Here is a 24,818-nt window from a genome sequence, read left to right as displayed (position 1 = left end):
GCCCCGGTTGCGCCGGGGCTCGCCTTCATGTCACGGGATGAGCAGGAGCTTGCCGGTGGTTTTGCGGCCCTGGAGGTCGGTGTGGGCCTGGGCGGCCTCCGACAGCGGGTACCGGCCGCCGATGCGGACCGACAGGCTCCCGGCCAGGACCGCGTCGAAGAGTTCGCCGACGCGCCAACGGACTTCTTCCGGGGTGGCTGAGTAGTCGCCGGTCTTCGGCCGGGTCAGGAAGACCGAGCCCTGGGCGTTGAGCCGCTGGGGGTCGACGGGCGGGACGGGCCCGCTGGAGGCGCCGAACAGCACCATGTAGCCGCGCGGCCGGAGGCTGGCGAGGCTCTGGTCGAACGTGGTCTTGCCGACGCCGTCGTAAACCACGTGCATGCCCTCGCCGTTGGTGAACGCGCGGGCGTGTGAGCCGAAGTCCTCGTAGCCGACCACTTCGTCCGCACCGGCTTCCCGGGCGAGTTTCTCCTTCTCCGGCGTGGAGACTGTGGCCAGCACGCGGGCGCCACGGGCTTTGGCGAGCTGGATGAGCAGGAGGCCGACGCCACCTGCCCCGGCGTGCATGAGTACCGCGTCGCCGGGCTGTACCGGGTAGGTCGACGCGACCAAGTAGTGAGCGGTTACTCCCTGCAACAACAGGGCTGCCGCGGTCTCGAAGGAGACGCCGTCCGGGATCGGGAGTGCTTCTGCTGCCGGTAGCAGGAATTTCTCGGCGTAGCTGCCTTGCGCCGTGTACCAGGCGACGCGGTCACCGACAGCGAGATCCACGCCTGGACCGACCGCCGTGATCGTGCCCGCGCCTTCCAGCCCGACGCCGAAAGGGGTCTGGATGGGGTAGAGGCCGGAACGGTGATAGGTGTCGATGTAGTTCACACCCGCTGCCGCGACATCCACCGCCACCTGGCCTTCGCCCGGCGCCGGCACCTCCACGTCGGTCAGTTCCAGGGCCTCGGGCCCACCGGTCTGCCGTACCCGCACTGCGTTCGGCACGTCTTCTCCTCCAACACGTGAGTCCTGTCCTGGAAGCAACCACACCATGACCGGAGTTGTTCCGCGTGCCGGTAGAAGGTGAGAGTGCTACTCGGTGGCGACCCGCTTGCGTGCCAGCCGCTCAGCGGTCGGCCAGCGGACGTCCCAGGCCCAGCCGAGTTTCTCGAACAGCCAGATGGTCCGTGCGGCGATGTCGATCTGTCCACGCAGGACGCCGTGCCGGGCACAGGTGGGGTCGGCGTGGTGCGAGTTGTGCCACGATTCGCCCATCGACAGGACTGCCAGCGGCCAGAAGTTGGCGGCCTTGTCGCGGCTGGCGAACGGCCGGGAACCGACCATGTGGCAGATCGAGTTCACCGACCAGGTCACGTGGTGCAGGAAGGCGATCCGGACCAGTCCGGCCCAGAAGAACGCGGTCAGCGCGCCCCACCAGGACCAGCTGATCAGGCCGCCGAGCACGGCCGGCAGGACCAGGCTGCCCGCGGTCCACACCCCGAACAGCTTGCTGACCATCCGGATGTCCTTGTCACGCAAGAGATCCGGGGCGAACCGTTCGTAGTTGGTGACCTCCCGGGAGAACATCCAGCCCATGTGCGCGTGCCAGAAGCCCTTCAGCAGCGCGCCCGGCGACGTCCCGAACAGCCAGGGGGAGTGCGGGTCGCCTTCACGATCCGCGTACGCATGGTGCCGCCGGTGGCTGGCGACCCAGAAGATGATCGAACCTTGCACCGCGAAACTGCCCGCGATGCCGAGGGCGATCCGCAACGCACGGTTGCCTTTGAACGCCCCGTGCGTGAAGTAACGGTGATACCCGACGGTCACGCCGAGCGTGGCGATGACGTACAGGCTGACGGCGAGCACGATGTCCAGCAAGGTCAGACCCCAGCCCCATGCCAGGGGCACGGCAGCGATCAGCGCCAAGAACGGCACCAACAGAAACGCTTTCAGCACGAGCTGCTGAGCGAAGGTGCGGCGTTCGCCGAGCAGTGGTGCCGGTCCCGGAACGGTAGTCGTCACAAATCAGACATTAGGGCCGCGGAGTGAAGCGAAGATAGTCTCAGAGCGACGTGGCGGCGAACTGCTCATTGTGGTACGGCTCCACAGTGGCCGGTTCGGGGCGGTCACGCGTCGACACCCACAGCGAGGCGAGCGCGACGGTCACGAGCATCGCGCCGAAGACGTGCAGCACAACGAGCACGGCCGGGACGCCGGTGAAGAACTGTACGAACCCGATAGTCCCTTGCGCGAGGACAACGCCGACAAGCACGAAGTACCGGCGCCAGACGTCGCGCGGTGTCGGCCCACGCCACAGCATGAACCCGACGAGCGGGAGCACGCCGAGGAACACGTACAGGATCGCGGCGTGTACGTGTGCGAGCGTCTCGACGTGCAGGCCCAACCGGGCCACGTCCTTGTCGCCCGCGTGCGGCCCCGCGCCAGTGACCATCGTGCCCGCGATGAGCAAAGCCGCGAGCGCAACGCCCTGACCGATCAGCAGCCGCGGTACGAACGGATGGGTACGCACCTGCACAGGTCCGTCGCCTTCACGCAGCGCACGCACCAGCATCACGGCGAACCACGTGAGCACAGACGAAGCGATGAAGTGAATCGCGACCGTCCACCACAACAACCCCGTACGAACCGTGATCCCGCCCAGCACAGCCTGGACGACGACGCCGCCCATCATGGCGAGCGACAGCCAAATGACGCGCCGCCGCGTGGGACGCATGAACAGCGCGGCGAGGAAGCACAGACCGCCGATGATCCCCACGACACCGGACAGCATCCGGTTGCCGTACTCGATCCACTGGTGCAGCATGCTCAGCTCGGGGTGCTCGACCGGGACCATGCTGCCGGGCAGGCAGTTCGGCCACTCGGTGCAGCCCAGGCCCGAGCCGGTGACCCGGACGATCGAACCGGTGATCGCGATCGTCACGTTGGCCACGACTGCGGCGACAGCGAACCCATGGCGCCATTGGACGATCCGCGACTTCAGCACTCACCGATGGTAGGCAGGCGTTGCTGAGAGCTTGACATCAGGTCAGGCGTGTTGTGCGCCCCGCCACGATGGACGCCACCGCACCCCACGCGAACAGCACGGCAAGCGACTGCCAGCCAGGCCCGGCACCGTTCAACGCCTGGTTGAGGCCTTCGGTCAACGCACCGGACGGCAGCAGTTGCACGACTGCGGCGATCCCGGACGGCAGCGAGCTCGCCGGCACGATGATGCCGCCGGCCAGCAGCAGCACGAACCAGATGATGTTGGCCAGCGCCAGTACGAGCTCGGCCCGCAGCGTCCCGCCGAGCAGTACGCCCAGCGCGCCGAACGCGAACGCGCCCAGCACCGCGAACAAGACTGTCCACAACAGACCGCCGATCCCCGGCGCCCAGCCGAGCATCAGCGCGATCACGCCGAGTACGACAAGCTGGATCGCCACCACTGTCAGCCCGGCCAGCACGCGGCCGCCGACCAGCATCCAGCGGGGCAATGCGGTCGCGGCGAGGCGCTTGAGCACGCCGTAACGACGGTCGAAGCCCAACGCGATGGCTTGCCCTGTGAACGCCGACGACATGACGGCCAGCGCGAAAATCCGGGGGACGGCCGAGTCGACGCGTGGTGAGGGCATCGAGATGATGTCGATCAGGGTGAGTCCGACGAGCAGAGCGACCGGGATGAGCAGCGTCAGCAGGATCTGCTCGCCGTTGCGCAGCGTCAGCTTCGTCTCGGTGCGCGCGTGCGCCAGCAGCATGTGCAGCTTGCGGCCCGCGCCGGGAGCTGGGGTGAAGGTGCCAGCGGTGAAAGGCGAGTCGACACCGTTGGACGCGGCTGTGGCCGTCAACGCAACTCCCGTCCGGTCAGTTCGAGGAACACGTCCTCAAGACTGCGCCTGCCGACATGCAGCTCCTCGGCCAGTACTCCTTGCTGGGCACACCACGCCGTCACGGTTGAGACTACCTGCGGATCGACGCGGCCGGTAACGATGTATGTACCCAACGCGGCCTCGGCCACGTGGCACCCTTCCGGCAACGCAGCGGTCAGCAGGGAGGTGTCCAGCCCGGCCCGCGCCTTGAACCGCAACTGCTGGCAGTCCGGGTCCTCGGTGGTCAGCTGCGCCGGGCTGCCCTCGGCGACCACCTTGCCGTGATCCACGATCACCACGTGGTCGGCCAGGCTTTCGGCCTCTTCCATCAGGTGCGTGGTCAGCAGGACGCTCACGCCGTCGTTGCGCAGGGCCTGCACGAGGTCCCACACCAGCCGCCTGGCCTGCGGGTCCATCCCGGACGTCGGCTCGTCGAGGAACACCAGCTCAGGCCGTCCGACCAGGGCACAAGCGAGCGACAACCGCTGCTGCTGGCCGCCGGAAAGCCGTTTGTACGGCGTGCGCAGCGCGTTGCTGAGGCCCAGAATGTCCAGCAACCAGTCGGGATCGAGCGGATTGGCCGCGCAGGAGGCCACAAGTTTGAGCATCTCGCCCGCTCGCACGCCCGGGTACGCGCCGCCACCCTGGGGCATCACGCCGATCCGGGGCCGCAGCTTGTCGCCGTCGGAATGCGGATCGAGGCCCAGGACCCGGATCCGGCCCGCGTCGGCTTTCAGGAAGCCTTCACAGACCTCGACCGTGGTGGTCTTGCCCGCGCCGTTCGGACCCAGCAACGCGAGCACGTTGCCGTGCATCAGCCGCAGCTCGAGGCCGTCGACCGCGGTCGTCGAGCCGTAGCGCTTGACCAGTCCGGACACCTCGACGGCAGGACGGGTTTCGGACGCGCTCACATCCGCAGAGCCTAGGGGTTGCTCGTCGTGATGTCCCCAGGCCCCTGGGTAGGAGCGACGCCGGTCACCTTGCGCGGCAGGATCGGCACCTTGCGGTTCAAGAAGAACAGCATCACCAGCAGCACCACGATGGCCGCGATGTAGGCGAACACCAGCACGTACGTCCGGCCGGTGAACGTGCTTCCGGTGGGCGGCAGCAGGACGGCCGCGACCGCGCAGCCCAGCGTGGCCAGGTTGCGGAACCGCTTGGTGCCCGCGAGCGACGCGGCCAGCGGGATCGCCGGGAACAGCAGGTACCAGGGCTGCATCGCCGGGTGCAGGATCAGCCACGCGGCCAGGGACGCGCCCAGGCCGGTCATCACGCTGCGCCGCCCGCTCAGGCTGTCCCACAGCAGTTTGACCGTGATCAGGGCCGCGGTGACGTAGCCGAGCAGGGTGAAGATCTCCAGCACGGCTGTGGTGTGGTTGCCCAGGCCCAGCGTTATGCCCAGGATGCCGCCCAGGTTGCCCAGCTCGGAGATCGGCGACATCCAGCTGCGCACCAGGCTCGGCGTGTCCAGCGCGCCCACCCAGCCGAAGCCCAGGCCGGTGCCGAAGCAGGCGATCGCCATCGTCACGCCTGCCGTGGCCACAAAAAGGAAGCCGACGGCGAAGAACCGGGGTATCCCACCGCCCCATCTGCGGGTCACCGTGACGCCGACGAAAGCAGCCGCCACCAGCGCGGGCAGTTTCACCGCCGCGCCGAGCGTGATCACCGCGACGCCGAGCAGGACGAAGGTCCATTCCTTGCGTAGCGATGCCAGCGGTGGATCCCCAGGCCGTGGCAGGTAGCGCAGGGCGATCTCGAAGCCGGCCATCATCAGGCCGATCGCCAGTGCCTCGTTGTGCACGCCCGCGACCAGGTGGAACAGCACCAACGGGTTCGCGGCGCCGAACCACAACGCGGTCACCGGCTGCACACCGAACCTGCGCGCCAGCCGCGGCAGCGCCCAGACGAACAGCGCGATGCCCGCGATGGCCAGCAGGCGCTGCATGAGCACGCCCGTGATCACGTGGTTCCCGGTCACGGAGTTGAGCAGATGCCCCAGGTAAAGGAAGAGCGGGCCGTACGGCGCGGGCGTGTCACGCCACATGTTGGACACACCGCGTACCAGCGGGTCGTCCTGGCCGAGTGCCTGGCCGGGCCCCAGTTCGTACGGGTCGAGCCCGCGCGACACGATCGAGCTCTGCGCGAGGTAGCTGTAGACGTCCTTGCTGAACAGCGGCATGACGAAGATCAGCGGCGTGCCCCACATCAGCAGCGTCCGGTTGAGCTGGGCCCGGCTGATCAGCCGCGGCCTGCCTGGGTGCGCGAACCGGCCGAGCAGCAGCCAGCTGCTGATGATCATGCCCATGCCCAGCAGCGCCAGCGCCAGCGAGACACCGAGCATGCGGGCGAACAGGCCGAGCACGGGAACGCTCGGCAACGGGTTGTAGACCGGCGAGGCGCCGGCGCCGAGCGCGCCGAACGCCAGCAGCAGCGAGCCCATCGTGCCGAACCGCCGGATCAGATCCAGCCGGCGGCAGTCGTCGTCGTTCAGCGGCGGGGGCTGCTTCACGACAGCCGGTACCGCGACATTGACCGGCACAGGATCGCTCACCACCACGTCCGAAGCGTATCGACCGGCCCCGGCTGAGGGGCCAGGACTCCGGCAATCTTGGGCTGGGCCGGCTGCGCGGGCCGGCGGGAATCAGCCCTTGACCTGAACGGCTGTTCGCCCTTGAGACCGGCAAGCCCACCGCCCGCTCCGGCCGGCTTGGGAGCGGGCGGTGGGCACGTCCTCGCGCATTCAGCCACAGGCGGCGGGATCCACCTGGAACACCGCGGCGTCGGACGTCCCGGCCGCAGGCGTGCGGGCGGTCTCGACGGCGACACCATTGCGAACGGAATATCTGATCCGCTCGCCGGAATAGACCATTGTGGTCTCATTGGTCAGCTGGGCATTCACGACGACCAATTGTCTGCGTTTGCCGACTGACTCGCAGCCATAACGGTTGATCTCGCGGACGCTGCCGCCTTCGATCAAGTACAGCCGTGTCCCGTCGGTTTTCCGCACAGCTCGCAACCGGCCGCCCGTGAGCCCCCAGAGCGAGGAGAATTCGGTGCTGGCTCCAATGACCTCGATGGCGGCGACTTCTTCTCTGCCATCATTGTTGACGTCCGTCACCCGTAACGGCTGGACGCCGTAGTAGGGGTCGACAGGCAGCCGGGCGGAGTATGTCCGGCCCCGCACGGTGGCGGTAAGCACCTGCTCGTTGGGGTTGCTGCCGTCGACCTCGGCGGCCACAAGATCTGCCCGCCCGTCACCGTTGAGGTCGGGCCGGGCGACCACGCCAGGCTGCGTGGCGTACGCCGGTGTGCCGAACGCGAGAAGCCCGGTAAGTCCGAACAGGGCAATGACAGTCTTCATCACGAATTCCCCTCGTGAATTGGTACCGCGTAGGGCGGTCCCATTCTTCACGCAATTCCTGCGCCTACTGTGATGGACGTCACAGTGTGATCCATGTTGTCGAATGTGACGCGGATCACATTCGCCGTTCGCCTTCGCGTGGCGGGTCCGTCCGCGCGTGATCGACAAGGCGGCTCTTGGGTCGGATGGCGTGTTCGCGGCCCTGGCTCGAGGCGTTCGGAGAAGGTGGCGAGGGTGTCCAAACATGACCTGGGTCACTGTTGACCCTCGTTGAGCAGGGTGCGGGCAATTAGGTAACATCAATGTTGTGAAAAAGATCGGGCCTGCTCAACAGGCGGTGGACGGCAGCACGAGGCTTGCTGTCGCCCGGCTGTTGCTTGAGCAGGGACCGGTCAGCGCGGTGGCGATCGCTGAGCAACTTGAGCTGAGCGGACCGGCTGTGCGTAGGCATCTGGACGCGTTGCTCGCCGACAACCAGGCGTGCACCCGGGACGCTCCGCAGGGTAAGACCCGGGGGCGTGGCCGGCCGGCCAAGCTTTTCCTGCTGACCGAGGCGGGGCGGGCGCGGTTCGGTCATGCCTACGACGACCTGGCGGTCGCTGCTATCAGGTTCCTGGCCGAGACCGGCGGGGAGGAGGCCGTGAAGGCCTTCGCGGAGCGACGGATCAAGACTCTCGTCGATCCCCACCGCACCGCCGTGACCTCGGCTGACACTCCGCTTGAAAAGGCGGAGGCTCTCGCCGCCGCGTTGAGCAGAGAGGGCTACGCTGCCTCGACTCGCAAAGTCGGGGCGGGGGAACAGCTGTGCCAGCACCACTGTCCGGTGGCGCATGTCGCGGCGGAGTTCCCCCAGCTGTGCGAGGTCGAGACGGCGGCGTTCGCCGACCTGCTCGGCACCCACGTACAGCGGCTGGCGACCATCGCACGTGGCGACGCCGCGTGTACCACGCACATACCGGTGGAGCCTTATTCCACCTCCTCAGGCCCACCGACTCCGGATGGAGGGAATCCCGCATGACTGCCGCTGCTGAGCAGCGCACACCCACCACAGCTGTGCCGATGACCCAGGACGAGACTCTGGCGACCCTTGGTCGTTACGAGTACGGCTGGGCTGACGCTGACGTGGCCGGGTCCAGCGCTCGCCGTGGCCTGAACGAGGACGTCGTTCGGGACATCTCCGCCAAGAAGAGCGAACCCGAGTGGATGCTGGAAAGCCGCCTCAAGGGCTTGGCGCTCTTCGACCGCAAGCCGATGCCCAACTGGGGCGCGGACCTGTCGGGCATCAACTTCGACTCGATCAAGTACTTCGTGCGCTCGACCGAGAAGCAGGCCCAGAGCTGGGAGGACCTGCCCGAGGACATCAAGAACACCTACGACAGGCTGGGCATCCCCGAGGCGGAGAAGCAGCGCCTGGTGGCCGGTGTCGCCGCGCAGTACGAGTCGGAGGTCGTCTACCACCAGATCCGCGAGGACCTGGAGGAGAAGGGCGTCATCTTCCTCGACACGGACACCGCGCTCAAGGAGCACCCGGAGCTGTTCAAGGAGTACTACGGCTCGGTCATCCCGCACGGTGACAACAAGTTCTCCGCGCTGAACGGCGCGGTCTGGTCCGGCGGCTCGTTCATCTACGTGCCGAAGGGTGTGCACGTCGACATCCCGCTGCAGGCCTACTTCCGGATCAACACCGAGAACATGGGCCAGTTCGAGCGGACGCTGATCATCGTCGACGAGGACGCCTACGTGCACTACGTCGAGGGCTGCACGGCGCCGATCTACTCCTCGGACTCGCTGCACTCCGCGGTCGTGGAGATCATCGTCAAGAAGGGCGGCCGCTGCCGCTACACGACCATCCAGAACTGGTCGAACAACGTCTACAACCTGGTCACCAAGCGCGCCAAGGCCGAAGAGGGCGCGACCATGGAGTGGATCGACGGCAACATCGGTTCCAAGGTCACCATGAAGTACCCGTCGGTGTTCCTGATGGGCGAGCACGCCAAGGGCGAGGTCCTCTCGATCGCGTTCGCGGGCGAGGGTCAGCACCAGGACGCCGGCGCGAAGATGGTGCACATGGCGCCGCACACGTCCTCGACCATTGTGTCGAAGTCCGTGGCCCGGGGCGGTGGCCGCACTTCGTACCGCGGCCTGGTCCAGGTCAACAAGCGGGCGCACCACTCGAAGTCCACTGTGAAGTGTGACGCGCTGCTGGTCGACCAGATCTCGCGGTCGGACACCTACCCCTATGTGGACATCCGCGAGGACGATGTCCAAATGGGACACGAGGCCACCGTCTCGAAGGTCAGCGAGGACCAGCTGTTCTACCTGATGTCCCGCGGCCTGACCGAGGACGAGGCCATGGCGATGGTGGTGCGCGGCTTCGTCGAGCCCATCGCCCGTGAGCTGCCAATGGAATACGCGCTCGAGCTGAACCGCCTGATCGAGCTGCAGATGGAAGGGGCCGTCGGCTGACATGGCGGAGCTAGTCAAGGAGCACTCGCACGGTGCGGGTGCGGTTATCCCGGCTGCCTCCAGGGCCGCCCAGTTCGCGTCGTTCGATGTGGACGCGTTCGAGGTTCCTGGTGGCAGGGAAGAGATCTGGCGCTTCACCCCGTTGAAGCGTTTGCGTGGCCTGCACAGTGGCGCCGTCGCCGATGGCGCGGCCAGTGTGTCGGTCGACGCCGGTGATGAGGTCGTCGTGGAGACCGTTCAGCGTGGCGACTCCCGGCTCGGCACGGCGGGCACGCCGGACGACCGGATCGCGGCGCAGGCCTGGTCGTCCTTTGTGGACGCCACGGTCGTGACGGTTCCCAAGGAGGCTCGTCCGGCCACGATCACCATCACGGTGGACGGCCCGGGTGAGGGCAAGCTGGCCTACGGGCACCTGCAGGTCCGCGCCGAGCAGTTCGCCGAGGCCGTCGTGGTCGTCGACCACCGCGGTTCCGGGACCTACGCGGACAACGTGGAGTTCATCGTCGCCGACGGCGCACGGCTCACTGTTGTGTCCGTTCAGGACTGGGCCGACGACGCGGTGCACGTGTCGTCGCACCACAACAAGCTGGGCCGCGACTCGACGCTGCGCCACACGACGATCACCATCGGTGGCGAGGTCGTGCGGTTGTCGCCGACCGTGACGTACACCGAGCGCGGTGGCGATGCCGAGATGCTGGGTCTTTATTTCGCGGATGCCGGTCAGCACTTCGAGAACCGGACGTTCGTGGACCACGCGGTGCCCAACTGCAAGTCCAATGTGGTCTACAAGGGCGCGCTGCAGGGCGAGGGCGCGCACACGGTGTGGATCGGTGACGTGCTCATCCGCGCGGCCGCCGAGGGCACCGAAACCTTTGAGCTCAACCGGAACCTGGTGCTCACCGACGGCGCCCGCGCCGACTCGGTGCCCAACCTGGAGATCGAGACCGGCGAGATCGCCGGCGCCGGCCACGCCAGCGCCACCGGCCGGTTCGACGACGAGCAGCTGTTCTACCTGCAGGCCAGGGGTATTCCCGAGGAGCAGGCCCGCCGGCTGGTCGTGCGGGGCTTCTTCCACGAGATCCTGGTCAAGATCGGTGTTCCCGAGCTGCGCGAGCGGCTGGAAGCGGCGATCGAGGCCGAGCTCGAGGCGGTCGGCGCATGATCCGGGCCTGTGCACTGTCTGATTTGGACGACAAGAAGCCTCTTGCCGTCGAGGTCGGCGACGTTGCCGTCGTGCTGGTGCGCGAGGGCGACGAGGTGCACGCCCTGCGAGACGAGTGCTCGCACGCTTCGCTGTCGTTGTCGGAGGGCGAGGTCACCCGCAAGGGAATCGAGTGCTGGCTGCACGGTTCGTGTTTCGACCTGCGCACCGGGCAGCCGTCCTCCCCGCCCGCCACCGAACCCGTGGATGTCTACGCGGTTCGCATCGACGGCGACGACGTCTACGTCGACCCCACCACCACCCTGAACTGACTGCGTTAACTGGAGAAGTAGAGCCAATGGCCACCCTGGAGATCAAGGACCTGCACGTCTCGGTCACCGCCGACGAGGTCGAGAAAGAGATCCTGTCCGGCGTCAACCTGACGATCAACGCAGGCGAGACCCACGCGATCATGGGCCCCAACGGGTCCGGCAAGTCCACTTTGTCCTACGCGATCGCCGGTCACCCCAAGTACACCGTGACCTCCGGCCAGATCCTGCTGGACGGCGAGGACGTGCTGGAGATGAGCGTGGACGAGCGCGCCCGCGCCGGCCTGTTCCTCGCCATGCAGTACCCGGTCGAGGTCCCCGGCGTGTCGATGTCGAACTTCCTGCGCACCGCGGCCACCGCCGTGCGTGGCGAGGCCCCGAAGCTGCGCACCTGGGTCAAGGAGGTCAAGACCGCGATGTCCGACCTGGACATCGACCCGGCCTTCGCCGAGCGCAGTGTGAACGAGGGCTTCTCCGGCGGTGAGAAGAAGCGGCACGAGATCCTGCAGCTGGGCCTGCTCCAGCCGAAGATCGCGATCCTCGACGAGACCGACTCGGGCCTCGACGTGGACGCGCTGCGCGTGGTGTCCGAGGGCGTGAACCGCTACCGCGCCTCCGGCGAGGCCGGCGTCATGCTGATCACGCACTACACCCGGATCCTGAACTACATCAAGCCGGACTTCGTGCACGTCTTCGCCGGCGGCAAGATCGTCGAGTCGGGTGGCCCCGAGCTCGCCGACCAGTTGGAGAGCGAAGGCTACGTGCGGTTCACCGGCAAGCGCGAGGAAGCCGTCGCACAGTGACCGACACCCTGGATGTAGCCGCCATCCGCAAGGATTTCCCGATCCTGCAGCGGACGGTCCGCGACGGCAAGCCGTTGCACTACATCGACTCGGGCGCGACTTCGCAGCGGCCGCGTCAGGTCCTCGACGCCGAACGCGAGTTCCTCGAGACCTCCAACGCGGCCGTGCACCGCGGCGCGCACCAGCTCGCCGAAGAGGCAACGGACGCCTACGAAGGCGCGCGGCAGAAAATCGCCGACTTCGTGGGCGCCAACGCGGACGAGCTGGTGTTCGTCAAGAACGCCACCGAGGGCATCAACCTCGTGGCGTACGCGATGAGCAACGCGTCGGTGGCGGGCCCGGAGGCCGCGCGGTTCCTGCTCGGCCCGGACGACGAGATCGTCATCACCGAGATGGAGCACCACGCGAACCTTGTTCCGTGGCAACAGCTCGCGCTGCGCACGGGTGCGACGTTGAAGTGGTTCGGTGTCACCGACGAGGGCCGCCTGGACCTGTCGAACATCGACGAGCTGATCAACGCCCGCACCAAGATCGTCGCGTTCACCCATCAGTCCAACGTGCTCGGTACCGTCAACCCGGTTGCCCGGCTTGTGACGCGCGCCCAGGAAGTCGGTGCGCTGACGGTGCTGGACGCGTGCCAGTCCGTACCGCACCAGAAGGTGGACTTCCACAGTCTGGGCGTGGACTTCGCGGTGTTCAGCGGGCACAAGATGCTCGGCCCGTCGGGCGTTGGCGTGCTCTACGGACGGCGGTCGCTGCTTGAGGCCATGCCGCCGTTCCTGACCGGTGGCTCGATGATCGAGATGGTCCAGATGGCCAAGTCGACCTTCGCGCCCCCGCCGCAGCGCTTCGAGGCAGGCGTGCCGATGACCTCCCAGGCTGTGGGCCTGGGCGCGGCCGTGGACTACCTCTCGGTGGTCGGCATGGACCGGGTCAACGCGCACGAGCACGCGCTCACCGAGGCGGCCATCAAGGGCCTGCTGGAGATCCCGGGCGTCCGGATCGTCGGCCCGACTTGCATGGAGGACCGGGGCGGTGCCGTGTCGTTCGTGATCGACGGCGTGCACCCGCACGACGCCAGCCAGGTCCTGGACAACCTCGGCGTCGCGGTCCGCGTCGGCCACCACTGCGCGTGGCCGTTGCACCGGCGACTGGGAATTCCGGCGAGCATCAGGGCGTCGTTCTACTTGTACAACGACCTCGACGACGTAACCGCGCTGTTGGACGGGGTCCGGGAGACCAAGCGGTTCTTCGGGGTGAGCTGACGATGCAGATGGAGCAGCTGTACCAGGAGATAATCCTGGACCACTACAAGAACCCGCACGGCCGCGGCCTGCGGGACCCCTTCGACGCGGAGTCCTTCCAGGTCAACCCGACCTGCGGGGACGAGATCACGCTGCGGGTGAAGCTCGACGGCGAGACAGTCAAGGACGTCTCCTACGAAAGCCAAGGCTGCTCCATCAGCCAGGCCTCGACGTCCGTGATGAACGACCTGGTGGTCGGACGCACCGTGGGCGAGGCGTTCAAGACCCTGGACGCCTTCACCGAGCTGATGCAGAGCCGTGGCCAGGTCGAACCGGACGAAGACGTACTGGAGGACGCGGTGGCGTTCGCCGGCGTTTCGAAGTATCCGGCCCGCGTGAAATGTGCTCTCCTAGGGTGGATGGCATTCAAGGACGCGGTGTCCCGGGCGGAGGCGGCATAGATGGCAGCACCTTGGAATGACCACCTTCTGACGCTGGAAGAGTACGACGAGCTCCCTTACGACAACAGCAGGCACTACGAACTTCATGAAGGCGTCCTGATCGTGACTCCGCGGGCCATCCCGTTGCATCAGAAAGTGGCCTATCACCTCGAGAAGGCACTGGATGCTCAACTGCCCTACGACTGGGACGTTTTCAACGATGTCGAAATCGTTCTCCGGTCGACCTTCCCGTCCATTGTCCGAGCGCCGGACGTGGTGGTCGTGTCGGCCGAAGCGGCCGAGGCCAATCCCCCTCGTTTCACCCCCGACCAGGTCTTGCTTGCGGTCGAGATCATCTCGCCAGGGTCTCGGAATACCGACACCATCACCAAACCGGTGGAGTACGCCGCAGCGGGAATTCCACACTACTGGGTCATTGACCTTGACCCGCCGTTGTCGCTGACTGCCTACCACCTGGCGGGTGACCTTGGGTATCAAGAAGCGCCGGCTGTGACCCAGTCTTTTAGCACGAGCGAGCCGTTCCCACTGGACATCGACTTGACCGCGTTGCCGGTCTTGCGGGCAGAGCGCAGGAAGAAGGCGGACCAGTGACTGACACCAACGAGACTGAAGTGGTGCGGGGCGCCGCCGGCATGCCGGAAGCCCCGGTGTCCGCGGACGTGGCCGCGATCGACGACGTTGAAGAGGCCATGCGTGACGTGGTCGACCCCGAGTTGGGCATCAACGTGGTCGACCTGGGCCTTGTCTACGACATCAAGGTCGAGCAGGACAACACGGCGACCATCGACATGACGCTGACGTCGGCGGCCTGTCCGCTGACCGACGTGATCGAGGACCAGACCCGGACGGCTCTGACGGGCGGGCCGGGTGGCGGGCTTGTGCAGGATTTCCGGATCAACTGGGTCTGGATGCCGCCGTGGGGTCCGGAGAAGATCACCGAAGACGGTCGTGAGCAGCTTCGCGCGCTCGGCTTCACGGTGTGATCGAACGAGGGTGACGGTTCTTCCTGACGTCATTGCCCCGGGTTTGTCCGTGTTGTTCTGCGGGATCAACCCGGGGCTTTTGTCTGCGCAGCGCAAGCAGCATTTCGCTCGTCCTGGTAACAGGTTCTGGCCGGCGTTGCATCTTTCGGGGTTCACGCCGCGCCGGTTGCATCCGTCTGAGCAGTTCGAGCTGCTGGACTACGGGCTCGGCATCACCAACATGGTGGCTCGTGCCAGTGCGACCGCTGCTGAGCTGTCCAAACAGGAATTCGTCCAGGGGGCCGAAATCCTGACCGCCCTGACTGAGAAGTACGCTCCGCAAACGGTTGCGATCGTCGGGATCGGTGCCTACCGGACCGGCTTCAACCGTCCCAAAGCGACAATGGGCCCTCAGTTGGAGAAGCTCGGCCCGGCCCGTCTCTGGGTTCTGCCCAACCCGTCCGGCCTCAACGCCCACTACCAACTGCCCGCACTCGCCGACGAGTTCCGCCGCCTCCGGGAGGCTGTCCTCGATTGATTACTGTTCGGGGATGGCTGAAGAACAGTACGACGAGGAAACCACCACGCGGGGACCGTTCGACAGGTGGTGCGTCCTGATCGAGGAGACCGTCGGCAGCGGTTCGTACGTGCGCTGGGAACTCACTCACATCAAGTCGTTCGGCAATCGCGCCGACGCGCTGGAGGAAGCCGCGAACCTGGCGAAAGGCCACGCGCCCGAGAACCCGGCGAAGCCGCGCGGCCGCAGGATCTTCCGGTCGGGGGAGGACCTGTGGATCGTTCAGGTTCGGGGTGCCGCCGACCAGAACTTCCATTTCCGGGTGACCCTTGCGAAACCTGAGACGGCGTAGCGGAAAGGGCTTCACTCCGGGTTGTCACGCAGCGTGTTCTCGATCATCTCCCGGGTCGCGGCAGTCGCTGGATGCCCCGCACCCAGTATCCGTGTTCGGTCGGCCAGCAGTTCCCGCAGGATGCGCAGCGCACCGGGGACGTCAGGGACGTCAATGAGCAACGTGGCCAGGTCGTGACGGGCGGCCAGTGCTTCCAGGCGGTCCGGATGCAGAAACCTGCCATAGTCGGCGATCAGCAGAGTGAATTCCCTGATCGCCTCCGTCAGGTATCCGGCCTCGCCGAGCAGCATCGCGATGTTTCGGCGGGTGGTCAGTGTGCGCTCACTGGCGGCGCCCAGCCTCGTCATCTGCTTGGGCAGCAACTGCAGGTATTCCGCGAGTCCGGCCAGGGGATCGAGCTCGCCCACCCAGCTGGCGTGGTTGCTGAGCGTGATGAGCGTCTGGTGATCCAAGGGCCCGCATACCCGGGCGACGAGCGGAACGAGTTCGGAGAACGCCTGGATCGCGCCGGGGATGTCGCCGGCCTCGCCGCGCCAGCGGGCCAGATTGGATCGCGACATCAGGGTGTTGCGATGGTTGGCGCCCTGGATCCTGGTGCGGAGTCCGACCAGGTGCTCATAGTCCCGTACGGCCCCTGCGATGTCGTCGGCGCGGCCACGGTGACCAGCCAGATTGCCCATGTGGTTGAGCGTGGTGGGGTTCTCGATGCCCAATGTGCGTCCGCAGTCGGCGACGATCTGTTCCATTTCGGCGACCGCGAGCTTGGGCTGCCCTGTCTCCTCGAGACAGGTCGCATAGCGGGCCCGGGCCAGATACGTGTCGACGTGCGTGGCCCCCAGGCGCTCGCACGCGGTATCCGCGAGAATTTTGAAGTAGGCGGCGGCGTCGCCGGCATGGGAGAAGCGAAGGAGCATTTCCCCGACGCCGAACAGCACCACGTGTCCGTCGGGCGTCCAGAGCGCATCGCCGCCATGCCCGATCAGTACCTGCGCGTTCTGCCGTAACGAGTTCAGCAGATCTCGGTTCGTGCTGTTGATCCGGTCGTTTCCAGCGGCCGCGATACCGTCCGCGGCCGCGTGGACCAGCTGGTGCCAGGCCTCCGGCGCGGTCAGTTCAGTCCGTGCTGCTTCTCTGGTCGTCCGGTGCACCAGCGCGTGCATGCGAACCATGAGCCCGTCGACGGTGACGAGGTTCAGCCGGTGCAGCACCCATAGAGCCTCGTGCACGGCGTCCGAATCGACCCTCTGGCCGAGATACCGGGCCACCTGGGCGTTGCGCAGCACGCTGTCAGGGATGCCGGTCGGGTCCAGCAGCGACGCCACCGCCAAGAGCGGGCGGGCCAGCCCGGGGGGTGTCAGGGTGTCGGCAAGCTCGATCGACAGCGACCAGATCTCCGCCACCGTGTAGGGCTGGTCGTCGGGGAGGAGCTCGGCCGGGCCGGGCAGCACATCCCTCAGCGTCCTGCGCTGGTCGGTGAGCCGGTCGAGGTACTGATGGCCGGACAGCCGCCGGCTGAGCTGGTAGGCGGTGGCCTGGGCGAGGGCGATCGGGAGATGCCCAAGCGCGGCAGCGAGCTCAGCGGCGCCGTCGCCGAGTTCGGGCGATCTGGCGAACTTGTGGGCGAGATAGGCCGCGGACTCGTCGGGGGTGAATACGTCGACCGTTATTACGCCGCGGTCGGTCCGGTTCCAGGACTCGTCGCGGTAACGGGTGGTGACCACGACCCGGCCTGCCGAACCGGGTTCCGGCCATAGTCCTTGCAGGTCCGCGGGATTCTGCACATCGTCAAGCACCACGACCCAACGCTCGCAGCCGCGCGCCAGCCACGCCTGCAGCTGTTGAGCCGCATCAGCCAGCGGGGCGTCCGCATCGGCCAGGCCAAGTTCGAAGGCCGCCGCGGCATAGGCGGACAGGACCGTGTCACGTGACCCGGCCGAGGCCCACAGCACCAGCCGGATCTCCTGGTCGCCGGCAATCCGGCGAGCGAAGTCGGCGGCAAGCTGGGTCTTGCCGACCCCGCCGGTGCCTTCCAGCACGAGGGTGCGCTGGGTCAGCTCGATGGCTCCCGCGCAGCGCGTCGCCTTGTCCAGCTCCACCACGATGTCGCGCTCCTGGAGCGGGTCGGCCGTCATCGGCAACGGCCACCCGATCCGCACCGGCGACCCGGCGCCCTCAGTCGTGGCGGCTACGAGCAGCAGGTCCTCATAGATGACGCGTCGTTGTTCCCACTCCGCCAGCAGGGCCAACAACGCGTGCCTGGGCGGCTTCGGGCCTCCGTGATACTGGCGCCACGCCACACAGGCCAGTACGAACATCTTGACCGGCCAGGCCGCCGGGCCTTTGACAGTCTTGCAGCTGAGCAGGTCGTGAAGCGTCGATCGACTCAGTTCCTTCGGCGGCGGAAGCCCGGCTTTGTCGGTCAGATTGTTCAGGACGGACCAGTACTTGGACTTCTTTCTCGTACTGGCTACCAGATCCCGGATCGAGGGCGATCCCGACTGCCGCCGCAATCGATCCAGCTCAGTGCGGAACCATTCCCTCGCGACATCTGCCGACACACAGACCTCCGTGACCGCGCGGCTGTGACCGGAGCACGCCGGGCGGACCAGTGAATCTACTCGCACGGCCTGATGTGATCGTCACCGGTTTGTGCGGAGGTAGCCGGTGAGCATCGCTACGAGCTCGTTCTCCAGCCGGGTGATGTCGATGGAGTTGGTCATGGCGATGAGCTGGTGCACGGTCAGCTCCATGGTGAACGCCACGAGCCGCGCGGCGGTGTCCTGGTCGTGGACCTGGACTTCCGGGTGGCGTTCGAACAATTCCCGCAGGTCGGCGATCATCTCCCACTCCACCTGGGTGACCCGCTCCAGCACCTCGCTGGAGCGGGGTGCCTGCTCGATCATGATCCGCAGCAGTTGCGGGTCGTCGAGGTGGTTCTCGATCACTGTTCGCACGAGCACCCGGATGATGTCCTCGAGTGGCTCCGTCCGGTCTTTGTACTGCCGCAGCGTTTCGGTGGCCTTGTCGCCGTCGAGGTGACGGGTCAGCAGTTCGGCGAGGATCGCGTCCTTGTTCGGGTAGTACTGGTACAGCGAGCCGATCGAGACGCGCGCCCGCTCGGCTATCCGATTCGTGGTGCCCGCGGCGTAGCCGTACTCGGCGAAAATGTGAGCAGCGGCCGTGAGGATGCGCTGCCGGGTGAGTTCGGCTCGGACCTGGCTGGGCTGTTTACGTGGCTGAATCCGGCGCTGCTCCGACGTCATGACACCCCTTGTGAACCGGCGCGAAAGCGAGTAGCGCGCAAACCGAATGATTGCTCATAATTGTGCCATGACCAGCAGTAATGTTGTACTGGCGAGTCGCCCGAGACGAATTTCCTTCCCAGAGGTGCGCGCCCGGCTCGGCGAGCCCGAGGCCATGATCAAGGCCAAGGTCCATGATCGGATCGACCGGTATTCCCGCCGCTTCATCGCCCATTCCCCGTTCGTGGCGATGGCCACGTCGGACGCGACAGGCCTGCCGGACTGCTCGCCGCGTGGCGACTACCCGGGATTCGTCAAGGTGCTCGGCGAGCGCATGCTCGCGATTCCCGACCGGCCCGGCAACAAGCTGGCCGACTCGTTCCGCAATCTCGCCGAGAACGACGGGATCGGGCTGATGTTCGTCGTCCCCGGGGTGCGGGAGGTGTTGCGTGTCAACGGTCGTGCGTATCCCACCGACGAACCGGACGTGCTCGCCCGGATGCGGATCGAAGGCAAACAAGCGGACCTGGCACTCGTCGTGGATGTCGCTGAGGTCTTCTTCCACTGTGGACGTGCGCTGATCCGGTCGCGGCTGTGGGATCCGGCGAGCCAGGACCTGGCCGGGGAGCTGCCGTCGGTCGGCGAGATCGCGGCCGAGCAGATGGGGCTGGACGTCGACCCGGCGACGATGGACAAGCTGTTCGAAGTCGGCTACCGGCAACTGTACTGAGGGGAATCCACTGATGCAGCGAACAGTTCTTGAACAGGTGGAGCCGGTCGCCGGGGACACCGTCTCGCTCGTCCTGCGCGGTGCCGATGGCCCGCTGGCACCGTGGGAGCCAGGTGCGCACGTCGATCTGGCCCTGCCCAACTGGCTGACCCGGCAGTATTCACTGTGCGGGGACCCGGCCGATCGCGACAGCTACCGTGTCGCCGTCCGTCATGACCGGCTCAGCCGTGGCGGCTCGGAGTACGTCCACCTTTTCCTCCGCACGGGTCGTACGCTCGAAGTCTCGGTGCCACGCAACAACTTCCCCCTGCTTCCCGCGCCCGAGTACCTGTTCCTCGCCGGAGGGATCGGCATCACTCCCATCGTGTCGATGCTGGCGGCGGCGGTCGAGGCGGGAGCTTTGGCAACGTTGGTGTACGTGGGCAGATCGGTGGCCACCATGCCTTTTGCCGACGAACTCCGGGCTGTCCATGGTGATCGGGTGCGCGTCTACGCCACCGAGGAGGACGGCAGGCCCGACTTCGCCGCGCTGGCGGCAGCGCTGAGCCCTCAAGCACTGGTGTACTGCTGCGGCCCAGCGTCGATGCTGGACGCGGCCGAAGCGGCGTTTGCCGTGCAGCAGCTGCACATCGAGCGTTTCAAGCCGGCGGTCAGGGAGTTCGCGCCCGCCAAGCCGTTCACAGTGGACTGTGTCCGGTCGGGACAGACTGTCGAGGTCGGTGCGCAGGAGTCCATGTTGGACGCTTTGAACTACGCCGGGTACCGGGTGCCGTCCGGCTGCCGCGAAGGGGTTTGCGGCAGCTGCGAGATCGCCGTTGTCGACGGGGAGCCGGAGCATCGCGACGACATCGGCGCGCCGCCCGGCCGCATGTACAGCTGTGTCTCCCGCGCGTTGTCGTCCCGCCTCGCTGTCGACCTCTGACCCGAAAGCGAGGAATGGGAACTTCATGCCCAAAGCACCCGCGGTCATCGGCAGCCTCTTCGAATCCGTTTTCGGACGGCCAAGTCACGTGCTCGATGTCGCCGAACCCGCCCCCGGCTTTCTCGAGCTCGAGGTGCGTGCCGCCCCGCCGATCGGCGGCTGGCATCCCGGTCATGAGATTCAGCTCCGAGTTGCTCCCGGCCTGACTCGCCGCTACACAGTGCGGGCGGTGAGCGGTGCGGATGCCGACCGCATCGGAATTCTCGTTGCCACCGATGCCGAAGGCCCTGGCACCACCTGGATGAGACGCCTGCGGGCCGGCACGGGGACAACCCTCCTGGCTGGCCCTCACCTGCCGCTACGCCAGAACGGAACCCGGCGTCTCTACCTCGGCGACAGCTCCGCTCTGGGTGCGATCAACGCCTATGCCCAGAGCAGCGACGGCCACGTCGTAACCGTTGAGACGTCGGCAGAGGCCGTCTCGTCCCTCACCAGTCGTTGGCCCCGCTATACGTTCCTGGCCGCTACATCGACGCCGGGTGACGCACTACAGGCCTGGCTCGAACGCGCTGTCGACGACGGCACGCTCACAGGCCTGGACGCGGCTGTGTTGCTGGGGCACGCGCAATCCATTCAGCGCCAACGGCGTGTACTCATCGATCGTCAAGTCATGCCGCGTCGCGCCCTCACGACGAAGCCATACTGGGCGAACGGCAAACAAGGTCTGTAAGCGGCTGTTCTTGACGGGATCGATACACCGGCACGCCCACGTGATGGGGCAGCGATGCTCTAGCGTTCGGATGTGACAGCGGAGCGGGAGCGGGCCGATGGTGGCTGATATGTCGCCAGTGGGGCGAATCGGCGTGCTGCTCGTCGCGACTCGAGGTGCCGGCGGGCCTGGTGAGGTCCAGCTCAAAATCCGCGGCGGTACCGAGACATTCCTGGCCTATTCGGACGAACCGCTCCCCAAAGGCGCGACCGTGCTGGTCGTCGGGCAACGCGGCGCCCGCACGGTCGACGTCGTTCCGTGGTCTGATCCGTCGACAGTCAGCTAGGGGAGATACAGATGTTCGGATACCGCGTCCCAGCGCCTGATCAGGCGATGCTCATCTCCGGGGGCAAGATCAAAGGTGCCACGGACGCGCCGTTCCGGGTGGTCACCGGCCATGGCGCCTTCATCATGCCGTTTTTCCGCAAAGTCCGGTTTCTCTCGTTGAGCATGGTGGAGGCCGAGATCGCCGAGACCTGCGTGACCAAGCAGGCGATCGCGCTCAACGTGCGCGCGGTGATCGCGTTCAAGGTCGGCAACGACACCGAGAGCATCATCAACGCAGGCCAGCGGTTCCTCTCCGACCAGAGCCAGATGTCGGTGCTCACCGGCCGGATCTTCGCCGGGCACCTGCGGTCGATCGTCGGCTCGATGACCGTGGAGGAGATCATCACCGAGCGGCAGAAACTGGCGATGGAGGTGCTCGACGGCTCGGCCGCCGAGATGGCCAAGATCGGCCTGACCATCGACTCCCTGCAGATCCAGTCGATCGACGACATGAAACTCGGCTACATCGCCGCGATGGCGGCGCCCCACAACGCCGCCATCCAGCGCGAAGCCCAGATCGCCCAGGCACAGGCCGACCAGGCCGCCGCCGAGGCGGCCCAGGAGTCGCAGCGCAAGCAGGCCGAGTACAGCCGCCAGACCTTCATCGTGCAGGCCCAGTACAAGGCCGAAGTGGACAAAGCCCAAGCCGAGGCCGCGCAGGCAGGTCCGCTGGCCGAAGCCATGGCCCAGCGCGAAGTGATCGCCGCCCGCACGGAACTGGCCGAGCGCGAGGCGACCCTGCGCGAACAGCAACTGGTCGCCGAGGTCGTCAAACCGGCGCAGGCCGAGGCCGAGAAGGTCCGTCTGCTCGCCCGCGCCGACGCCGAAGCCATGGAGATCCAGGCTGCGGCGGCCTCGTCGAACAACCGGGTCGCCCTCGACCAGCTGATCATCGAGCAACTGCCGAAGATCGTCCAGGAAGCGGCCCGAGGTCTCGCCGGTGCCAACGTCAACATCATCAACGGCGCCGACGGCCTCGGTGAAATGGCAGCCGGCCTGGTCGGCCAAGGCCTGGCCATCCTCGACTCGGTCAAACGAGGCCTCGCCGGCACCGAATCGAACACAGAAACCCCGCCCCCGGACCAGATCAGCGGCAAACCGGCCTAACCGGTCACCAGCGACACTGCTGCCTTCTCGATCGTCTCCTCGTCCAGCAGGACGTGGTTTGCTGCTGGGCCAAGGGGGATGAAACTGTCGTCGCTGGTCACGCGTTGCAGGGCGCCCCGATAGCCGCCGTCGATCAATGCCGTGAAGACGGCCTCGGAGACGCCGCCGGTGCGGCGGGTTTCGTCGGCGACCAGGACTCGGCCGGTTTCCGACGCGTGCGCCAGGATGTCGGCCACGGGCAGAGGCGCGAGCCAGCGCAGATCCAGGACTCGGGCTTCGATGCCTTGGGAGGCAAGCCTTCGGGCGACGCGGAGGCTCATCGGGACGCCGTTGGCGAATGTGACGATGGTCAGGTCTGTGCCCGCGCCGTAGACGCGGGCGCGGCCGACTGGGGCGGATTCCGATGAGGATGCGAGCCAGCCGTTGTCGCCGGGGGAGTACAGGTCTTTTGTGTGGTACAGGGCGATCGGTTCGAGGAAGACGCAGACCCGGCCGTCGGTGCGGGCGGCTGAGGCGCAGGTGTAGAGCATGGCGGCGGCGTCGTCGGCGCGGGATGGCGCGGCGATGAGCAGGCCGGGGATGTCGCGCAGGGCGGCGATCGAGTTGTCGTTGTGGAAGTGGCCGCCGAAGCCTTTCTGGTAGGCCAGGCCGGCGATCCTGACGATCATCGGGTTCCGGTACTGGTTGTCGGAGAAGAATCGCAGGGTCGCGGCCTCGCCCCGGATCTGGTCCAGTGCGTTGTGGACGTATGCCAGGTACTGGATCTCGGGGATCGGCAGGAAACCGGTCAGGGACGTGCCCAACGCCATGCCCAGAATGGACTGTTCATCCAGGACTGTGTCGAACACGCGTGCGGAACCGAACTTCTTGTGCAGGCCCCGGGTCACGCCGTACACGCCACCTTTGCGGGCGACATCTTCGCCGAAGACGAGCGCGCCCGGGTCGGAGGACATGATCCAGCGCAACGCCTGGTTGATGCCCTGCGCCAAGGTCCCGGAGACCGGGACGAACGGCGCGTCCACAGTGGATGCCACGAGTGGCTTCATCACCGCGGCGGAACTGGCCAGTTTGGGGCGTTTGACCGCTTCGGCGGCTAGTGCAGCCACTTCGGCGCGCTTGGCCTCGTAACGGGAAAGGACATCCGAGGAAGTCAAAGTCCCTGAAGTAACGAGCAGGGAAGCGGTCCGTACCAACGGGTCGAGTGAGTAGTCCGCGGTGATCTCCCCGGTGGAACGGTACGCCGATTCCACATCGGACCCGGCGTGACCCATCAGGCGGACGGTGCGTAAATGCAGGAAAGCAGGCGCTCGGTTGGTCCGGACCCAGTCCGCGGCCTCCTGTGCGACCGGGACCACTGAGGACAGATCGGTCGCATCCGCGTGGAAGTACTTCAGCCCTGACGAGTGCGCCGCCGAGATCCAGCCGGGTGGCGTCCGCACGCTGATTCCGATTCCGTTGTCCTCGCACACGAACAGTAACGGCAGCGGGAGTCGTTGGTACGCGCAGTGCCGGGCGGAGTTCAGTGCGCCGACCGCGGTGGAGTGATTGGCCGAGGCGTCGCCGAAGCTGCAGACGACGATGGCGTCCGACGGCGCGGACAGTCCCAGCTTGGCCGCGCGGTCCAGCCCGAAGGCCAGTCCGACCGCCCGCGGCAGGTGTGAGGCGATCGTGGAGGTCATCGGGATGATCGACAGCGCTTTGTTTCCGAACACCTTGTGCCGGCCGCCGGAGATCGGCTCGTCGGCCGCCGCGGTGATGCCCAGAAGCATGTCCGTCAACGCATTTGTTCCGGTTACCTGACGTGCCCGCGCAATGTAAAAAGCACCCGATCGATAATGCAGCAAGGCTGGATCAGAAGGCCGCAACGCGGCCGCAACAGCCGCGTTCCCTTCGTGACCCGACGAACCGATGCTGTAGAACCCGTCGCCCTGCGCACCCAACGCCCGGGCAGCCAGGTCGACGTGCCTGCTGCCCAACTGAGCGTCGAACAGGTCGAGAAACGGCAGGTCACGCCGGGGACCTGCCGGTTTCATGGCGGCTACCGCGTGGACGAAGTGCTCGTCGATGGGCTCACTCACCGTACCCAGGATGGCCGCACCCCCTGAGAGTATGCAACCAACCGGTTTGTCAAGAGCGAAATGTGTCAAGAGGGGTGGACGAACTCTTCAGTCGGCGTGAAATTTGTGTCACAACGTGGAACAGGGGTTGAGAGTAGTTCCTCATTTCGCTTC

At 66.6% G+C, this 24,818-nt stretch carries 26 protein-coding genes; 16 read left to right on the top strand and 10 right to left on the bottom strand.

Features of this window, described 5'->3' with window-relative positions; genetic code table 11:
• Positions 1 to 30 precede the first annotated feature (30 nt).
• From JOF56_RS51375 to JOF56_RS51345, 7 genes are all read right to left on the bottom strand, one after another.
• The gene (locus JOF56_RS51375) at positions 31 to 993 is read right to left on the bottom strand and encodes a quinone oxidoreductase family protein (protein WP_209646725.1); all 963 of its coding nucleotides are present in this window, start codon (positions 991 to 993) and stop codon (positions 31 to 33) included.
• Between the two features lie 87 nt (positions 994 to 1,080).
• On the bottom strand, positions 1,081 to 2,010 hold the full coding sequence (locus tag JOF56_RS51370) for an acyl-CoA desaturase (RefSeq protein ID WP_209646724.1): 930 nt from the start codon (positions 2,008 to 2,010) through the stop codon (positions 1,081 to 1,083).
• A gap of 40 nt (positions 2,011 to 2,050) precedes the next feature.
• Positions 2,051 to 2,992, bottom strand: a complete 942-nt coding sequence (locus tag JOF56_RS51365) for a COX15/CtaA family protein (RefSeq protein WP_209646723.1) — start codon at positions 2,990 to 2,992, stop codon at positions 2,051 to 2,053.
• Between the two features lie 37 nt (positions 2,993 to 3,029).
• On the bottom strand, positions 3,030 to 3,743 hold the full coding sequence (locus JOF56_RS51360) for an ABC transporter permease (protein WP_209648991.1): 714 nt from the start codon (positions 3,741 to 3,743) through the stop codon (positions 3,030 to 3,032).
• A gap of 86 nt (positions 3,744 to 3,829) precedes the next feature.
• Positions 3,830 to 4,765, bottom strand: coding sequence for an ABC transporter ATP-binding protein (locus JOF56_RS51355; protein ID WP_209646722.1), 936 nt, complete (start codon positions 4,763 to 4,765; stop codon positions 3,830 to 3,832).
• Positions 4,766 to 4,776: 11 nt separating this feature from the next.
• Positions 4,777 to 6,408, bottom strand: coding sequence for a polyprenol phosphomannose-dependent alpha 1,6 mannosyltransferase MptB (gene mptB, locus JOF56_RS51350; protein WP_372448411.1), 1,632 nt, complete (start codon positions 6,406 to 6,408; stop codon positions 4,777 to 4,779).
• 186 nt (positions 6,409 to 6,594) lie between these two features.
• The gene (locus tag JOF56_RS51345; protein ID WP_209646721.1) at positions 6,595 to 7,215 is read right to left on the bottom strand and encodes an FG-GAP repeat domain-containing protein; all 621 of its coding nucleotides are present in this window, start codon (positions 7,213 to 7,215) and stop codon (positions 6,595 to 6,597) included.
• 307 nt (positions 7,216 to 7,522) lie between these two features.
• Here JOF56_RS51345 and JOF56_RS51340 point away from each other — a divergent pair, with 307 nt between their 5' ends.
• Genes JOF56_RS51340 through JOF56_RS51290 form a run of 11 tightly spaced genes read left to right on the top strand, consistent with a single transcriptional unit; the run spans position 7,523 to position 15,490 of the window.
• A complete protein-coding gene (locus JOF56_RS51340; protein WP_372448337.1) occupies positions 7,523 to 8,233 on the top strand; it encodes a helix-turn-helix transcriptional regulator in 711 nt (236 codons plus the stop codon).
• Positions 8,230 to 9,681, top strand: coding sequence for a Fe-S cluster assembly protein SufB (gene sufB / locus JOF56_RS51335; protein ID WP_209646720.1), 1,452 nt, complete (start codon positions 8,230 to 8,232; stop codon positions 9,679 to 9,681). Before JOF56_RS51340 ends, sufB begins: the two co-directional genes overlap by 4 nt.
• 1 nt (position 9,682) lies before the next feature.
• The gene (gene sufD / locus JOF56_RS51330; RefSeq protein ID WP_209646719.1) at positions 9,683 to 10,843 is read left to right on the top strand and encodes a Fe-S cluster assembly protein SufD; all 1,161 of its coding nucleotides are present in this window, start codon (positions 9,683 to 9,685) and stop codon (positions 10,841 to 10,843) included.
• Entirely contained in the window at positions 10,840 to 11,154 is a 315-nt protein-coding gene (locus JOF56_RS51325) for a non-heme iron oxygenase ferredoxin subunit (protein ID WP_209646718.1), read from the top strand. The genes sufD and JOF56_RS51325 overlap by 4 nt, the downstream gene beginning before the upstream one ends.
• A 26-nt stretch (positions 11,155 to 11,180) precedes the next feature.
• On the top strand, positions 11,181 to 11,954 hold the full coding sequence (sufC, locus tag JOF56_RS51320) for a Fe-S cluster assembly ATPase SufC (protein WP_209646717.1): 774 nt from the start codon (positions 11,181 to 11,183) through the stop codon (positions 11,952 to 11,954).
• Positions 11,951 to 13,219 (top strand): cysteine desulfurase, encoded by a 1,269-nt coding sequence (locus JOF56_RS51315; protein ID WP_307855655.1) that lies wholly within the window; start codon positions 11,951 to 11,953, stop codon positions 13,217 to 13,219. Before sufC ends, JOF56_RS51315 begins: the two co-directional genes overlap by 4 nt.
• A gap of 2 nt (positions 13,220 to 13,221) precedes the next feature.
• Positions 13,222 to 13,659, top strand: coding sequence for a Fe-S cluster assembly sulfur transfer protein SufU (sufU, locus tag JOF56_RS51310; RefSeq protein WP_209646716.1), 438 nt, complete (start codon positions 13,222 to 13,224; stop codon positions 13,657 to 13,659).
• Positions 13,660 to 14,250, top strand: a complete 591-nt coding sequence (locus JOF56_RS51305) for a Uma2 family endonuclease (protein WP_245378763.1) — start codon at positions 13,660 to 13,662, stop codon at positions 14,248 to 14,250.
• A gap of 41 nt (positions 14,251 to 14,291) precedes the next feature.
• Positions 14,292 to 14,642, top strand: coding sequence for a metal-sulfur cluster assembly factor (locus tag JOF56_RS51300; protein ID WP_209648986.1), 351 nt, complete (start codon positions 14,292 to 14,294; stop codon positions 14,640 to 14,642).
• A gap of 10 nt (positions 14,643 to 14,652) precedes the next feature.
• Entirely contained in the window at positions 14,653 to 15,159 is a 507-nt protein-coding gene (gene mug / locus JOF56_RS51295) for a G/U mismatch-specific DNA glycosylase (RefSeq protein WP_209646715.1), read from the top strand.
• A gap of 13 nt (positions 15,160 to 15,172) precedes the next feature.
• Entirely contained in the window at positions 15,173 to 15,490 is a 318-nt protein-coding gene (locus JOF56_RS51290; protein WP_209646714.1) for a hypothetical protein, read from the top strand.
• A gap of 11 nt (positions 15,491 to 15,501) precedes the next feature.
• Here the strand turns inward: JOF56_RS51290 and JOF56_RS51285 are convergent, their stop codons facing one another.
• Both JOF56_RS51285 and JOF56_RS51280 read right to left on the bottom strand, forming a co-directional pair.
• Positions 15,502 to 18,048 (bottom strand): tetratricopeptide repeat protein, encoded by a 2,547-nt coding sequence (locus tag JOF56_RS51285; protein WP_209646713.1) that lies wholly within the window; start codon positions 18,046 to 18,048, stop codon positions 15,502 to 15,504.
• An 81-nt stretch (positions 18,049 to 18,129) separates the two neighbouring features.
• Complete coding sequence (locus JOF56_RS51280) at positions 18,130 to 18,753, bottom strand: TetR/AcrR family transcriptional regulator (RefSeq protein WP_209646712.1); 624 nt, start codon at positions 18,751 to 18,753, stop codon at positions 18,130 to 18,132.
• Between the two features lie 67 nt (positions 18,754 to 18,820).
• On the opposite strand from JOF56_RS51280, the gene JOF56_RS51275 reads away from it, so the two are divergent.
• The 5 genes from JOF56_RS51275 to JOF56_RS51255 all read left to right on the top strand — a co-directional run bounded on the left by JOF56_RS51275 (position 18,821) and on the right by JOF56_RS51255 (position 22,587).
• Positions 18,821 to 19,462, top strand: coding sequence for an MSMEG_1061 family FMN-dependent PPOX-type flavoprotein (locus JOF56_RS51275; protein ID WP_209646711.1), 642 nt, complete (start codon positions 18,821 to 18,823; stop codon positions 19,460 to 19,462).
• A 13-nt stretch (positions 19,463 to 19,475) separates the two neighbouring features.
• Positions 19,476 to 20,384, top strand: a complete 909-nt coding sequence (locus JOF56_RS51270; RefSeq protein WP_209646710.1) for a PDR/VanB family oxidoreductase — start codon at positions 19,476 to 19,478, stop codon at positions 20,382 to 20,384.
• A 25-nt stretch (positions 20,385 to 20,409) separates the two neighbouring features.
• A complete protein-coding gene (locus JOF56_RS51265; RefSeq protein WP_209646709.1) occupies positions 20,410 to 21,114 on the top strand; it encodes an SIP domain-containing protein in 705 nt (234 codons plus the stop codon).
• A gap of 109 nt (positions 21,115 to 21,223) precedes the next feature.
• Entirely contained in the window at positions 21,224 to 21,439 is a 216-nt protein-coding gene (locus JOF56_RS51260; RefSeq protein WP_245378762.1) for an NfeD family protein, read from the top strand.
• Positions 21,440 to 21,450: 11 nt separating this feature from the next.
• A complete protein-coding gene (locus JOF56_RS51255) occupies positions 21,451 to 22,587 on the top strand; it encodes an SPFH domain-containing protein (protein ID WP_209646707.1) in 1,137 nt (378 codons plus the stop codon).
• Here JOF56_RS51255 and JOF56_RS51250 read toward each other — a convergent pair.
• Entirely contained in the window at positions 22,584 to 24,665 is a 2,082-nt protein-coding gene (locus JOF56_RS51250) for a thiamine pyrophosphate-dependent enzyme (RefSeq protein ID WP_307855654.1), read from the bottom strand. The two genes, JOF56_RS51255 and JOF56_RS51250, sit on opposite strands and share 4 nt — an antisense overlap.
• Positions 24,666 to 24,818 lie beyond the last annotated feature (153 nt).

Source organism: Kibdelosporangium banguiense, from assembly GCF_017876405.1.
In the GTDB taxonomy this organism is placed as follows: domain Bacteria; phylum Actinomycetota; class Actinomycetes; order Mycobacteriales; family Pseudonocardiaceae; genus Kibdelosporangium; species Kibdelosporangium banguiense.
Note: the sequence above shows the minus strand (reverse complement) of the source record. Positions and strands in the feature narration are given on the sequence as shown.

Coding starts and splice junctions, on each gene's coding strand:
- JOF56_RS51360 (WP_209648991.1), bottom strand. CDS start 3,743: ATGCTGCTGGCGCACGCGCGCACCGAGACGAAGCTGACGCTGCGCAAC.
- JOF56_RS51345 (WP_209646721.1), bottom strand. CDS start 7,215: ATGAAGACTGTCATTGCCCTGTTCGGACTTACCGGGCTTCTCGCGTTC.
- sufB (WP_209646720.1), top strand. CDS start 8,230: ATGACTGCCGCTGCTGAGCAGCGCACACCCACCACAGCTGTGCCGATG.
- sufD (WP_209646719.1), top strand. CDS start 9,683: ATGGCGGAGCTAGTCAAGGAGCACTCGCACGGTGCGGGTGCGGTTATC.
- JOF56_RS51325 (WP_209646718.1), top strand. CDS start 10,840: ATGATCCGGGCCTGTGCACTGTCTGATTTGGACGACAAGAAGCCTCTT.
- sufC (WP_209646717.1), top strand. CDS start 11,181: ATGGCCACCCTGGAGATCAAGGACCTGCACGTCTCGGTCACCGCCGAC.
- sufU (WP_209646716.1), top strand. CDS start 13,222: ATGCAGATGGAGCAGCTGTACCAGGAGATAATCCTGGACCACTACAAG.
- JOF56_RS51305 (WP_245378763.1), top strand. CDS start 13,660: ATGGCAGCACCTTGGAATGACCACCTTCTGACGCTGGAAGAGTACGAC.
- JOF56_RS51300 (WP_209648986.1), top strand. CDS start 14,292: ATGCCGGAAGCCCCGGTGTCCGCGGACGTGGCCGCGATCGACGACGTT.
- JOF56_RS51290 (WP_209646714.1), top strand. CDS start 15,173: ATGGCTGAAGAACAGTACGACGAGGAAACCACCACGCGGGGACCGTTC.
- JOF56_RS51280 (WP_209646712.1), bottom strand. CDS start 18,753: ATGACGTCGGAGCAGCGCCGGATTCAGCCACGTAAACAGCCCAGCCAG.
- JOF56_RS51275 (WP_209646711.1), top strand. CDS start 18,821: ATGACCAGCAGTAATGTTGTACTGGCGAGTCGCCCGAGACGAATTTCC.
- JOF56_RS51270 (WP_209646710.1), top strand. CDS start 19,476: ATGCAGCGAACAGTTCTTGAACAGGTGGAGCCGGTCGCCGGGGACACC.
- JOF56_RS51265 (WP_209646709.1), top strand. CDS start 20,410: ATGCCCAAAGCACCCGCGGTCATCGGCAGCCTCTTCGAATCCGTTTTC.
- JOF56_RS51260 (WP_245378762.1), top strand. CDS start 21,224: ATGTCGCCAGTGGGGCGAATCGGCGTGCTGCTCGTCGCGACTCGAGGT.
- JOF56_RS51255 (WP_209646707.1), top strand. CDS start 21,451: ATGTTCGGATACCGCGTCCCAGCGCCTGATCAGGCGATGCTCATCTCC.